14 protein-coding genes and 1 pseudogene are annotated in these 12257 nt (G+C 47.7%); 6 read left to right on the plus strand and 9 right to left on the minus strand.

Features of this window, described 5'->3' with window-relative positions; all coding sequences use genetic code 11:
* The first annotated feature begins 7 nt into the window (after positions 1 to 7).
* The 6 genes and pseudogenes from DP_RS16685 to DP_RS06125 all read left to right on the plus strand — a co-directional run bounded on the left by DP_RS16685 (position 8) and on the right by DP_RS06125 (position 3988).
* On the plus strand, positions 8 to 682 hold the full coding sequence (locus DP_RS16685) for an OmpA family protein (RefSeq protein WP_049785016.1): 675 nt from the start codon (positions 8 to 10) through the stop codon (positions 680 to 682).
* A 52-nt stretch (positions 683 to 734) separates the two neighbouring features.
* A pseudogene (locus tag DP_RS19145) lies at positions 735 to 1055 on the plus strand (caspase family protein); the annotation flags it as partial.
* Positions 1056 to 1114: 59 nt separating this feature from the next.
* A complete protein-coding gene (locus tag DP_RS19150) occupies positions 1115 to 1369 on the plus strand; it encodes a caspase family protein (protein ID WP_156792216.1) in 255 nt (84 codons plus the stop codon).
* A 442-nt stretch (positions 1370 to 1811) separates the two neighbouring features.
* Positions 1812 to 2540: a sigma-70 family RNA polymerase sigma factor gene (locus DP_RS06115; RefSeq protein ID WP_011188455.1), complete on the plus strand. Its 729-nt coding sequence runs from the start codon at positions 1812 to 1814 to the stop codon at positions 2538 to 2540.
* A 19-nt stretch (positions 2541 to 2559) separates the two neighbouring features.
* Positions 2560 to 3126, plus strand: coding sequence for a hypothetical protein (locus DP_RS06120; protein WP_041277697.1), 567 nt, complete (start codon positions 2560 to 2562; stop codon positions 3124 to 3126).
* Positions 3127 to 3130: 4 nt separating this feature from the next.
* Positions 3131 to 3988: a S16 family serine protease gene (locus tag DP_RS06125; RefSeq protein WP_011188456.1), complete on the plus strand. Its 858-nt coding sequence runs from the start codon at positions 3131 to 3133 to the stop codon at positions 3986 to 3988.
* 64 nt (positions 3989 to 4052) lie between these two features.
* On the opposite strand, the gene DP_RS06130 is transcribed toward DP_RS06125, so the two are convergent.
* The 9 genes from DP_RS06130 to DP_RS06170 all read right to left on the minus strand — a co-directional run bounded on the left by DP_RS06130 (position 4053) and on the right by DP_RS06170 (position 12189).
* On the minus strand, positions 4053 to 5111 hold the full coding sequence (locus DP_RS06130) for a hypothetical protein (RefSeq protein WP_011188457.1): 1059 nt from the start codon (positions 5109 to 5111) through the stop codon (positions 4053 to 4055).
* Between the two features lie 412 nt (positions 5112 to 5523).
* On the minus strand, positions 5524 to 6774 hold the full coding sequence (locus tag DP_RS06135) for a hypothetical protein (RefSeq protein WP_011188458.1): 1251 nt from the start codon (positions 6772 to 6774) through the stop codon (positions 5524 to 5526).
* A 30-nt stretch (positions 6775 to 6804) separates the two neighbouring features.
* Positions 6805 to 7674 (minus strand): lytic transglycosylase domain-containing protein, encoded by an 870-nt coding sequence (locus DP_RS16690; protein ID WP_011188459.1) that lies wholly within the window; start codon positions 7672 to 7674, stop codon positions 6805 to 6807.
* Between the two features lie 13 nt (positions 7675 to 7687).
* Positions 7688 to 8629, minus strand: a complete 942-nt coding sequence (locus DP_RS06145; RefSeq protein ID WP_011188460.1) for a hypothetical protein — start codon at positions 8627 to 8629, stop codon at positions 7688 to 7690.
* Entirely contained in the window at positions 8626 to 9270 is a 645-nt protein-coding gene (locus DP_RS06150; RefSeq protein ID WP_049785017.1) for a hypothetical protein, read from the minus strand. The genes DP_RS06145 and DP_RS06150 overlap by 4 nt, the downstream gene beginning before the upstream one ends.
* A 14-nt stretch (positions 9271 to 9284) precedes the next feature.
* Positions 9285 to 9848 carry a hypothetical protein gene (locus DP_RS06155; protein WP_011188462.1) on the minus strand — a complete coding sequence of 188 codons (564 nt, stop codon included), beginning with the start codon at positions 9846 to 9848 and terminating at the stop codon, positions 9285 to 9287.
* A gap of 33 nt (positions 9849 to 9881) precedes the next feature.
* Complete coding sequence (locus tag DP_RS06160) at positions 9882 to 10670, minus strand: hypothetical protein (RefSeq protein ID WP_041277698.1); 789 nt, start codon at positions 10668 to 10670, stop codon at positions 9882 to 9884.
* 25 nt (positions 10671 to 10695) lie between these two features.
* Positions 10696 to 11280: a hypothetical protein gene (locus tag DP_RS06165; protein WP_041277699.1), complete on the minus strand. Its 585-nt coding sequence runs from the start codon at positions 11278 to 11280 to the stop codon at positions 10696 to 10698.
* 351 nt (positions 11281 to 11631) lie between these two features.
* Entirely contained in the window at positions 11632 to 12189 is a 558-nt protein-coding gene (locus DP_RS06170; RefSeq protein ID WP_041277700.1) for an HPP family protein, read from the minus strand.
* Positions 12190 to 12257 lie beyond the last annotated feature (68 nt).

Consider the following 12257-nt stretch of genomic DNA (forward strand, 5'->3'; position numbering starts at 1 on the left):
AGGTGCCATGCAGAGAAAACTTTTGCTTACAGCGGTCGTTAGTCTGATCTGGAGCATGCCCGCCCTTGCCGTAGGTCCTGCCTTTGTTGAAAGTGCAGATGAGATGGTTGAGCAGATGCTTGGTGGCAGAGAGAGTAGGCAGGCAGAGGGCTTTGTTGTAGGCGGGGAGGACAACAGTAGCCGGACAAGGGGCTTTGTGGTAGGCGGGGACCAGGGGCTAACCAGGTCTTTTACTGTGGTGGAACCCAAGACCCGTGCCATTAAGGTTCGGGCCAAAAAGGGGGGGCAGGAGCAGACCATTGTCGTTCAGGTGGGGATCGGTCTGGACCCGGCAGCAAGGCTTAAGGTTGAATTTGACCTGAATTCGGCGAGGCTTCGCCGCTCAGCATATCCACTTTTAGCAGAACTTGCCAGGGCCCTGGAGGATGAGAGGGTGGTAGAGCACCAGGTCTGCATAAAGGGTCATACTGACAGCGCTGGTGCTGGCAGCTATAACTTGCAGCTCTCCTATAGCCGGGCAAATGCCGTGAGAGACTATCTGGCCGGTGCGGGCATGTCTGTCGATAAACTTGAGGTCTTCGGTTATGGCGAGAATATGCCGCTTGTCACCAATAGCAGTGAGGCTAACAGGCAGCTCAATCGCAGAGTTGAGGTGTCGCTTAACTGTCCAGAAATAAATTAGATTTTGATTTAGGCTAATTATCTCTTTATACTGAAAAAGAGTGAGTGGAAATATGCTGAAGAGTCTCTGTCTCCTTGTGACAATATTTTTCTGTTCTGTCGCTCTACCTGGACTTGCCGCAGAGAGGGTGGCTCTGGTGATTGGTAATGGTGCCTATAAAGATGCACCGCTGACAAATCCCGTAAACGATGCAGATGATATGGTGGCCCTGTTAAAAGGTTTGGGCTTTAAGGTTATTAAGGTGATCAATGCCGATAAGCGGGAGATGCTTACGGCCCTGGGTAAATTTTCTCGGGAGTTGCCGTCATCGGAAATAGGCCTCTTTTATTTTGCCGGGCATGACATACAGATCAACACTCGCAACTATCTGCTGCCTGTCGTAACAACCCCTGTAAACGCGGTTCTTGCAGTGCAGGCCAGGGCTTTGCCCAGATGGATGCACCCAAGGCTACCATTATTGCCTATGCAACGGGTCCCGGTTCAGTGGCAGCAGACGGGGCCGGCAGAAACGGTCTCTTTACCAAGCATCTGCTCTCCGCCTTTAAGGCTCCCGGTCTTGATATCCAAAGGATCTTTAACAGGGCGGGGATGGGGGTAATGGAGGAAACTGCCGAGAGACAGATTCCTTCGACCTCCAATATCCCGATTCCGGATTACTCCCTGACAGCTCAGTCCCTCCCCCCCTGACTACCCTTGATCCTGAAGAGAAACTTTGGCTTGCCGTCAGAAAGCTTGGCGATCTTGCCGCCTTTGCAACTTATCTGGCCGAGTATCCCTCTGGCAGGTTTGTAAGGGTTGTGAAACTACAGATAAAATGCTCAAGAAGGAGGTTGTTGCCACAGGCGATTCCTTTGGCGGTGGTCATTGTTATGAGAGGCCTGTGCATGAAGTCTGTGTAGATGGTTTTTCCCTGGCAGAAAAATTTAATCGGTCGGTCTCTGCAGGTAAAAGATGTCAAATCTATTGCGCCACTGTTACTTAGCCATAGGCTAAAGTTATTTTTTTTGCAAATAGCTGATCAATTTTTTTTGTTAAAGATTGTTTGTGAAATTGGTATTATAGGGATTTTGTTGATTGTTTTTTGTAAGAGATGTTTTTTTAAAAAAATTTATCCTTCGATAATTAAAATATGGAAAAGAAAGATCAGGACATGATAGTTGGTGTTGCCAGGAAGCTGTATCACAATTATGTGGCTGGTAGCGCGTCTGAGGTTGGGATCAGCGTGGAAGATTTGATTCAAACAGGCATAATCGGTTATCTGGAAGCTAAGAGTCGGCTTGATAAAGAAAAAGGTGATGGCAAGGCATTTATTTTTATGCGGATGAAGGGCAACCAGCTGTCGTTGATACGCAGGCAGGCACTTGTTCGCATGCCCCAGAAAACATACGCAAAGGTAAAAGAACTGCTGGCAGTAAGAAAGCAGCTTGAGGCAAGCTGTGTGGAGGCAACGGATCAGTTACTTGCCGAGAGACTTGGCTGGACAGTAAAGGAAATACATCAACTACTGGCCTCCGTACCTCGGGTCTTTTCCTCCGATGATGTCACCGACAATGAGGAGAGCAGTGATTTTTATGAGAGCCATTTTCTGCCGGGGCAAAACCCACAACCCCTCATTAGTGAAATGGAAAAAAAAGAAATTGCTGATCTCATCCAAGGCTGTTTAGCGCGACTGGAGAATCCGCGGCAACGCTTGATTTTAGTGGCGAAATATTTTGAAGGCATAAACGTTAAAAAACTTGCAGATCGATTTGGTTGCTCTAGGTACTTTGTTGAATCTGAGGAGCAAAAGGGTCTTGGCCAGATGCAGACCTGCCTTGAAAAAAGTGGCTGGCAATGGGACGGGGCAGAAATCGATTAGCTTTGTGAATGGAGGAGTTATGGAAAAATTTCCCAAGATGGATTTGCGACAGGGAATGGAAATATGGAAGGAGCAGGCCCAGTCTCAGGCGGATGCAACTCATCTGTCAGAGGAGGAGTTGGCCCGGGCCGCAGTTCATGGAGGCTTGGCTGAGCTTGATGGATATCTCATTGAGCATTTGGCATCCTGTCCTGTCTGTTTGGCAAAATGGGTTGCTGCCTGCAGAGATATCGATATGAGCAAAGATGAGTTTGCCTATGATACTGCAGACGACTGGTATAGTGGTGGCCTGCTTGAGGCTGCTGCCACGTCAGGGAGCAGATTACCTGCAGTGCTTCTCAGCAGGTGTGGTAATTTTAATCTACGGATTTTTCCGGATGAAAAGAGTACTGGGGCGATGGTGGCTCTTGAGACTCGTAACCCTTCAGCAACAGGACGCAGCGAGGGTAAAATGGTCACCGTTCAGGATGCTGAGGGTAAAATTATTGTCGAAGGTAAAATTATTTCTGGCCGGTTTGCCCGAATGGTTGATAATCTCGATGGTTTTAATTTACAGGTCTGGTCATTAATGATCAAGCAGGGGTAATGCATTGGGAACGGTAAAAAAATGTACTCATTTGGAACCATCTTCTCTTCTTTTTCCCTTTGCAAGTGGTAATCTTGCAGAAATTGAGCTCTCCTTTTATGTCAACTCCGGTAAGAGGGATGGACGTCCTATTACTACCTACCCGCTTGATAATGTTAGTCCGGATCTGGATCAGAGCGTCAGGTATGCCGCTGAAGTTGCCTATCGCCTTGCCCTTCAATCATCTAAGCTTGGGGAGATCTCTTATGCTGCCGGTTATAGGCTGAAAAACATGGAGGGAGAGACCTCGTTGACTGGGGAAAGCGCTGGTCTTGCCATGGCCTTGGCTCTTTATAGTGAGCTGACCTCTATACATCTGGGCAGGGTTGTTGCAACTGGAGCCTTAACAGGATTAGGAGACGGTGGTACTGTCTCCTGGGTGGGTGAGGTGCCCGCAAAACTTCTTGGCGCTCTGGATGGTCTTGAGAGCGGTGATAGCATGTTCTACCCGCTTGCCAACGTCTCCCAGGTTACCGATGTCCTTAAAAAAAAGTATGTGGAGAGAGGAATCAGATTAATTGCTGTTGGCAGTGTAGAGGAGGCTCTAAATTATTTTCCGAGTCTTTCTTGCCCGTCACAGGAGCTGGTGAAAAAGAGCAGGTGTGTTCCTGCCCTAGCTATTATTTTGCTGGTTGGGATGCTACTGGTGGGTGGCTATGTGTTGGGTGAGCATGATAACGACCTTGCTGAAGGGAATGTGATCATAGAGGAATCTTCTGTTGACAAGGTTAGGGGGAGGATAAAATCTTTTGAAGCTTATAATGATCAGGGCGATAAACCTGCTCCGTCAGCGCAAAAAGATAATTCTTTCGGTTTTGAATAGGGCGGCTGGTGCAAAATCCCCTCGTTCTCATAGAGAATAAGGGGCTTTATGTATAAGAGTTGATTTATTCAAATGTCCCGGACATCTCCAGATCTCTTACCAACTCCCGGTCGAGGACGAACTGAACTTCTCGACTGGTGGCATCACCGGGGCGCACACCCTTGAGCATATCAATCTCTGCCTGGGTGTAGCGATATGGCACACCCTTCATTACGATCTCACCACCGTTTGCGCTGATGTCGTTGAGCATCTTCATGATGTTGGCCTGCAGGACAAATGGATCGGTACCGCTGATATTTACCCGCCAGCTAACGTAGGATGCCTGAGGGTTATCGGGCACAATACGCTGACCATAGTTCTTGGCGTAATTAACGCCATTGGCCGTTTTGAGTACCTTGCCAAATACCTCGACGATGGCATATTCGGTTACACCATCAAGTTTAATGCTTAGATATTGCTCGTGTTGCTTGAAATTTCTGGCAAGGGCGCCGCCAGTTGCCGGGGCGGTATGAACCGCCGGTCTTACCACTCTCCTGTTTGATCTGTGACCATTCCAGGCGGTGAGTTTACGGCCAACCAGATCGCCAACCTCTTTTTCAACCTCGGCAATTGCGTCATCACAATCACGGCGGGTTACCTTAAAGGTTTTTGACATGCCAACTCCAAGGTCATGGCCTGCAGAGTCATATCCCTCACCGTCAAGTCGGGCGGATGCCTTGCAATAGCCATCACTGGTTTTCCTTACCTTAACCTTCAGCCAACTGATATAGGCTGCATCTGTGGCGTATTTTCTACATACCTCAAGGCTGGCAAGGGCAGAGTCCTCATGGCTACGCTCCATGACCCGGTTATACTCACGTTCTGATGCATCACCTGCAAAGGGGTTTACAACTTCAAAGTTATGGCGTACCAGTTGGTTATTGATAAAACGCATCATTCTGCGATAATGAAGTGTTGAACTGCCACCATCGTTTGCATCGTCACCTGCCTCAACATAGAAGGGCAGGACTACAATTCTGATTGGCTCGCTGTTGGCGCTGGCTACGGTAAAGGTCAACAGGGTTAACATTGTTGCTAACATGGCTGCCGCTACTGCTCTTACTGCTTTTTTTTTCGTTGTCATTATCTCTCCTGAATAATTAAATGCCTTTTTTCCTTGAGTTGCAATCCTTATCCTCTGTTAATGTGGCTTGCCCGACCCTGTTCTCTCCAGTGTCCTTTAGCTCCGAATAATATAGACCTGTGCCCCTCTTTACAGGGATCTCCTAACCATTGCCAGAGAGCTCTTTACAGCTATAAGTGGGGTTCTGTTTAATATATCGTTCTTTCTATCAGGTCAAGTTTGTTTGTTAAATTATATAGTTCGAGCTATAATCTGCCTCTCCACGCTTAATCCACCCTGCCCTATCGAAGAAGAAGATATTTATGCAAAAAACAAATTCAGTTTTTTGCATAAAAAATGGACTATTGCCACCGCCTCCAGATCAGGGGCAAAGTGCCGGTGGCTTTTGGGGGAGCATGTCGCTGGCTAGTCTCTACTCAAAACCACGATTAAAGGTGACCTGAAGGCTATCGTCTGTAACAGGGGTGAAGCTATAGTTATATATGCCCTCACTGTTCATTTCATTTGCCAGCCATGAGATCAGCTCATCCATTTGCCATAGGCTCTTTTGTCTGAGGGAAAGGCTGTAGCAGACAGATGATCTTGAGCCTGTGGTGGATTGGTCGTAACGCCGCCTTATGTCGGTCAGTCCCGGCAATCCCTTCAGTACGGGATAGATCTTTTGCGCAAAATTGTCTCTGTAGTGATAAAAGCAGATCTGATATCCATCCCCTGTCTCAGAGCGAGAGGCTTGCTCAGCTCTCTCCCAGCCGGCAACAGTCTCCAGAGACACATATGCCTCGGTTTCTCTGCCGGGGACAAATATACCATTTTCCTTATACTTGGATGTTAGCCACACCTGATAAAGTCCACCATAAATCTGATGCGCCTTAATGTGGATACGGATATTGGCCTGTCTGGGATTATCTGTGACAGTTACCTCTCTATATCGTGCCAGGTAGTTTTTCAGTATCCCGAAAGAGTTTTTGAAATAGGGGCTATTGTCGGGGGAGTCCTGTTCTACATAGACAATAGTCTCATCGCTTTCCATATTGGCAAAAAGGCAACTGAGGTTTTTTGCGAGATAGGCAGCCAGCAGATCGCCCTGCCTTTTATTAAAGGGAAGGGGACGCAGACCGAGGAGAAATTCATCCGCTGAGCTTTGCAGAAGAGCCCTCTGCTGTCCACGGCTTAGTCTGCCACGCCAGGAGAGACCAAAGCCTGTGACCCATGATTTCGCCTTGATATCAAGGGCTCTGATATTTACCTTGAACACGCCATCGACAGAGGTTCTTGAGATATCAATACCCACATAATATTTTTCTCTCTGGCTTGCATTACACTCTACATCTTCAAGACTGGTGTGATGTTTGGGGGCTGCGGCAGATGGCCTCCAGACCAGGCCTATGCCCTGCTTTCTGAGCAGTCCATCTATGATATCTTCACGTAGCTGGATGGTGAGGGCATCAATTTCTGTCTCTATATTATCCCGATCCATGGAGACGATTAAAAACGGTTCACCCTTAAATCTCGGGTTATCCCCCAGCTCATGAACGAGGTAGGGGATGGCTTGTTGGTCCAGCCACTCTTCAAGGGTGTGCTGTTGTGCCTGTATGCCACCTGTTCTGGCACAGCCGGAGAGGTAGATGCCGGCAAATAGAATAAACAGAAGGGTACGTTTCATTGTTTTGTTCCTTATTAGTCTTCTTATCCGTCACATGAACTTCTTGTTAGGGTCTAGGTAATATCCAAGTTTTGCCATTTTTGCCAGACTGCTCTTCTTCTCCTCTTCTGTATTGAAGAGAAGAACCACAAAACTTTCACCTAACCTGTTTCTGAACCAGTCAAGCTGTACTTCCGGGGCGCGGGTGTAGAAGTAATCAATAAATTTTTCTGCAAGAAATGGATCATGAAAGAGAAGTACCGGGATTTTATGTTTTGCGATGTACTTAGGTCTTCTTCTGGGCTTAGGTAGTCTCTTGCCTGCCTGGGCCACCATATACTGTTCGGAGATGATGCCTCTGCCCGATATATCCAGAACAGTTTTGAGATGATGGTAGATATAGCCGCTGTACCAGTTTGCTCCCTCCGGGATATTTCTGCTCTTTTGTTTAATACGACCGGGCCCGTAATTGTAGGCGGCCAGGGCCAGGTGAATATTCCCCCTGTACCGGTCCAGCATCATCCTTATATATCTTGCCCCGGCCATTATATTCCTGCATGGATCATAGAGCTGGGCAAGAGAGGTAAACCCCAGATCTTTAGCCGTTCCCGGCCAGTGAATCTGCATGATGCCGTAACAGGCGGCAGATGATTTGGCCCGTGGGTTGAAATCTGATTCGCCTTTGGCTATGGAGAGGAGGAGGGTGACAGGTATGTCGTATCGTTTGGCCGCCTTTTCAAAGCAGATCTGGTAGGGAAAGCTCTTGGCAGGCGACAGCTTAATCGCCCGTTTCTGGTAGTTTTGCCATGCGCAGTTATAGTCAAGTTTTTGGATCGTCTGTCTTGCCTTTCCTTCACCTTGAAAGAGGACCGTCCATACGAATATGGCAAAACAGATGGTAAAGATAAGTTTTATTTTCATGGCGGCCTTGCCTCTACTCCAGGGTTATTTGGTTGTCAGCATGAATTGTTATATCGCCACCCTTGCCTTTGCCCATCAGCTCCGTAAGCTGTCTGTGGATGCCAGGAGATAAATGTACTCCGTATGTAACAGCACCCTGCTTGAAGGCAGCTACGGAACGCCTGCCTGCGCGAATAACAGAGCCTGGGACAGTACTCTGATTTATTTCGTATATTTGTTGTGGTGGGGCCGAGGGAATAAAGCTGAGTTTTCCGCCCCTGCTCACCTGGAGCTTCCAGCTTTTTGTCTTGGCAAGCATAAAGAGCTCTACCTGTCCCCCCTGACCTACCATTTGCAGCAGGGTATTGTTTGAGGCGAAACCCAGGGTGAATCCCTTCTTTCTATCTGGTGCAGGCCTTGCCTCAGCGACTCTATGCTGCTTTTTAGCCTCTGCTATTTTTCCTTGAAGTACCCGTAACTCTTTTTCTGTGAGCTGTTTTTTTATGAGGTATTGATTCTTGCCGGTCTCTGCTTTCCTCTGTAATTCGTTAAGGGCCCCTTGCTGAGTAAGAAAAGCCTCTGTCTGCAGCCTCTCCTCTGCCTGCATCCCAGCAAGATTGTCCTGCAGGATCTGCTCCCGTTCTTCCAGCTTTTCTATCTTGGCAGCCAGAGTTTCAAGCTCTTTAATGCCCCTCTGTAGTTTTTGTTTTTTTGTCTGGATCTCTGATTCAAAGAGAGCTGCCCGGCGAATGAGCTGAGCCAGCTGCTCTTTTAAGTCCTCAACCTCTTGCGGGCTCGTTTTCGTTTCTAATTCAGGGCGACTATTTTGGGGCTGAAGAGGTATTGCTTGAACCAGCGCGAAAATGACCATTAAACACATGCAGATAATGGCGAAAAAACGCATAACATCTGTTTGCAGGGTCTCTGTCTCATCACTTCCCTGATTATGGCGAAAGCGTGCGGTACCTGTCCTCATGTTGTTCCCCGCTCATCTTTGAGAAGAGAGGCAATATTGTCAAGTTTTGCTATGATTTCCAGGTGTTCAGAGAGCTGTTGGCCAATTGCAAATTTATAGAGTTTACTGCCCAGCATCCATGCCTTTATCATGCGCATCAGGTATCCACCGATGCCGCCAACAATTGTCGTTGACAGTGAGAGGAGGATGCCTCCATCAATAAGTTCTTTAAGTATACTGAAGGCCCCTTTTTGGGCAGCGGTATCTGCATCCAGGCTGCCCAGCGAAACAAGAAGTGCGTTGCGCATGCCGATTGCAGTCCAGATGACACCGATGCCGAAGAAAAGGGTGATAAGGAGATCAATCTTTTCTTCAAGTGGATATATCTTTTCGGGGGATGTGGCTGTGCTATCAAGAGCCCTCTGCAGGCGAAAAAGATATAAGATGTAGAGGCAGGCTATCAGGGCAAAGGGGATAATCGAGAATCCTAAGTTGTCGTGGCACCAGTATAGAACGGGGATGAGGCTGAGGCTGTTTGTTGAGCTGATTGCCACTGTTCCCGATATGTTGAGAATATAGATAAGGGCTGCAACTGAAATTACGCCTAACATCATGCCGGCGAGATAGCTGCCGGCGTTTTGTTTCATTGTTTTGTTTTTCATAGCTCTAGCCCGTTTTATTCGGCCTGACACGCATCGCATGCGGCTTCCATGATGAGGTCAAGCTTGGTGAGGTCGTCGCTGGCCTTTGCATAGGTAACCTTGTCATTTGCTGCCCCGACCAGACCTCTTTCTTTGTCGGCAAGTTCTGCCTGCCAGTCACCTCGAAGGGACTTGAGATTTGAGCAGTAACTGCATGTCTGGTAGTCATCGGGCAGGGATATAAACCTGTGCGAGAAGTAGCGGGTGTAGTATTCTTTTGCCTGTATCTTGCTGATTATACCCTGGCTTTTTGCCCAGACGAGCAGCTTGCTGAACTTCTCTTTGTTTGCTTCTGTCGGATCTCCTTCGCTGATATCCAGGAGGGTTTTGAAAATTGTCTCAAACTGATAGCTGCACTCCCGGTTTGCAAGTGTTTGCCGGGCCGTTGCAAAGGCAGGGTCCAGCAGGTAACCTGAGGGGAGCTGGCAAACTGGCTCTGGCACTGAATTCGTGTGAGTGGTGGATGCACATCCTGTGGTGATGGTGGCCATGGTTGCCGCTACTACAAAAACTTTTATTCCGTTAATTATTTTTTTCATCTCTTTTTCTCCTATTCAATGATTTTGTCTTGTCTATTCCATTTCAAGAGGGCTTTGGAAACCACCCTGCTCACTGCTGCCAATAACGGGGAGTGAGCCTTCCTCCTCAATTTCACCAAAAACAACTGCCTTAACAGCGCTGACCGTGCTGAGCATTTCCGGGGTTAAGGTGCCATACATCTGGCCAATGCGGTGCATGGTTTCCTGTTGGACGATTTCAGCTTCCATGATGTCAATCATATTGAGGACCGCCCCGCTATCAAGGTAGATTTCTGAGGCGAGTGAGGCGAGGTTGGTGTTGCCGCCGCGACTGATCATACTGTGATACTGAGCAAATCTGGTTGAGAGTGAATAGCGGCCCTTGTAAACCTTTGGCTTGGTAGTATTGCTGAGCAGGCGCTGAATACCGGCAGGTGTGGTCTTTTTGCCGATCTCTTTTCTCAGGTTTTTCTCAATCCCCTTATTTGTTGCAGAAATGGACTGTTTGATCTCAGGAAGGTTCTCCTTCATGATAGAGAGCATCTCCATATAGCTGTCTCCCATCTGTTTTGATATTTCCAGACATCCGGGGTCACTTGAGCCTTCACAGCCGGTTTCCTGGTAGAGGCGTTGTTGCGTTTCGAGTTTGCCGATGGTGGCTTTAAGGCTGCTTTCCATGTTGCCGGCCACCTCGCCTGTATGGCTTAACTGTTCTGTTACATCTGTGGGGAAGAGGTTCAAAACAGGTTTTGAGTTTGCCGCCTGAGCATTCATGGCTGGAAGGGCAGCTCCGAAAAGAAAAATAAAGGCGGTGGCTGTAGCTATTTTTTTTCTGATTTTCATTTGTGGTCTCCTTTGAGAGGTCGGTTTATAGAGAGACACCTGTCTCTTTTATAAGTTCAATACTGTTAGCTTTTTCTGCTTCGCTGGAATAGTTGAAGTAAACCTGATATGTTCCAGGCCCTGTTTTTTCAGCAAGACATTCGATACCGCTATTTTTTGTTATGTATGCGGCAAATCTATCGGCCTTGTTCATCAGTGAGAATGGTTTCCAGAAAAAATGTTTTTCGCCTGCTACATCATCAACGATTATCACCTCATCTACCGGCATGGTGATTGGCGTAGCCAGGATGCTAAGGGCAGGCTCTGGCGTGATCAGTTCGGGCTCTGCCGTGATCAGTTCGGGCTCTGCCGTGATCAGTTCGAACCTCTGGCGTGATCTGTTCGCGCCTGTCACTTTCAGCCTCTGGCCAGGCACAATCATCCCTATTCTGCTCAGCCAGGGGAGTGATGCCTGATTCTCCTCCGCTAATAACATCAATCCCCTCCGGAGACGGCGCGCCTCTGCTATTTCCCTTCCCTTATTGATGATCAGCTCTGCAAGTTGGGGGTGGGATTGCCACAAAAGTAAACTGACAAATCCACCGACAATAAAACCGATTATAACTTTCATATATTTCTCCATAATTGTTTAGCATTATCAGCTTTCTCAAGAGAGGTATCGTTGATTATTTTCGTTTTTCAAAAAACAAAATATTTTTTGAGAAAAGGGGGCGCTCCACCCTCTGTCTCAGCGAGGTGCATGAGTTGTTTCTGTATCGTGAAGCAGGGTGGAGGGGGGCCTTGGTATTATACCAATATAACTGTTAATTTGCTTGGATGAACGAAGGGGAGAGCGGCCTGCTCAGGCGGGGGCAACGAAAAAAGGCCAGGGGGAGTTGCCCCTGGCCTTTCTGTCTATGGAGTATGAAAATCAACCTGTCATGCTAAGGCTACTGGCGCAGCGGTGGATCTTCTGTGGAGCTTAGAACCAAAAATATGGATATCTGTGGTTTCGCGGGATGTTGTTGACTATGAGAGCGACCAACAACATGATTATTGCTCCGAGACCGACGGGTATAATTGCATATAAATAGTCAAGGCTGTGAATCTTGCTGCTACCTATAACTGCAATGAGTGCGGTTGCGCCCCCGGGAGGGTGCAAGGTTTTGCTGATGTGCATGGCGCCTATGGCCATAGAAACGGCGAGAGAGGATGCCAGCCACATCTCCGAGGGGAACATTTTATAGCAGCTTACCCCTATGATTGCTGAAATTACATGCCCACCTATAAAGTTTCTTGGCTGGGCCAAAGGACTCTTGATAGCACCATATATTAAAACGGCAGAGGCTCCAAAAGATCCTATGATCATCACGAAATCTGTATTTTCAAGGATGTTGTAGTTAATATAGGAAACCGCAGCAATGCCGAGAAATGCCCCTACGCACGACCAGAGAGTGACAAAGGGACTTACCATTGGTGGGCTTTTGTTCACGCCCTTCATTTTGCAAAAATAGTGAGAGGCGATGCCTTTTTTTTTCATTGTTTTCCTCAATAACTTGTCTGCCTAGCTTTCCCAACCATTGCCTGGTCATTTTTTTATAAATTTGT

The sequence above is a fragment of the Desulfotalea psychrophila LSv54 genome (assembly GCF_000025945.1).
Taxonomy (GTDB): Bacteria; Desulfobacterota; Desulfobulbia; order Desulfobulbales; family Desulfocapsaceae; genus Desulfotalea; species Desulfotalea psychrophila.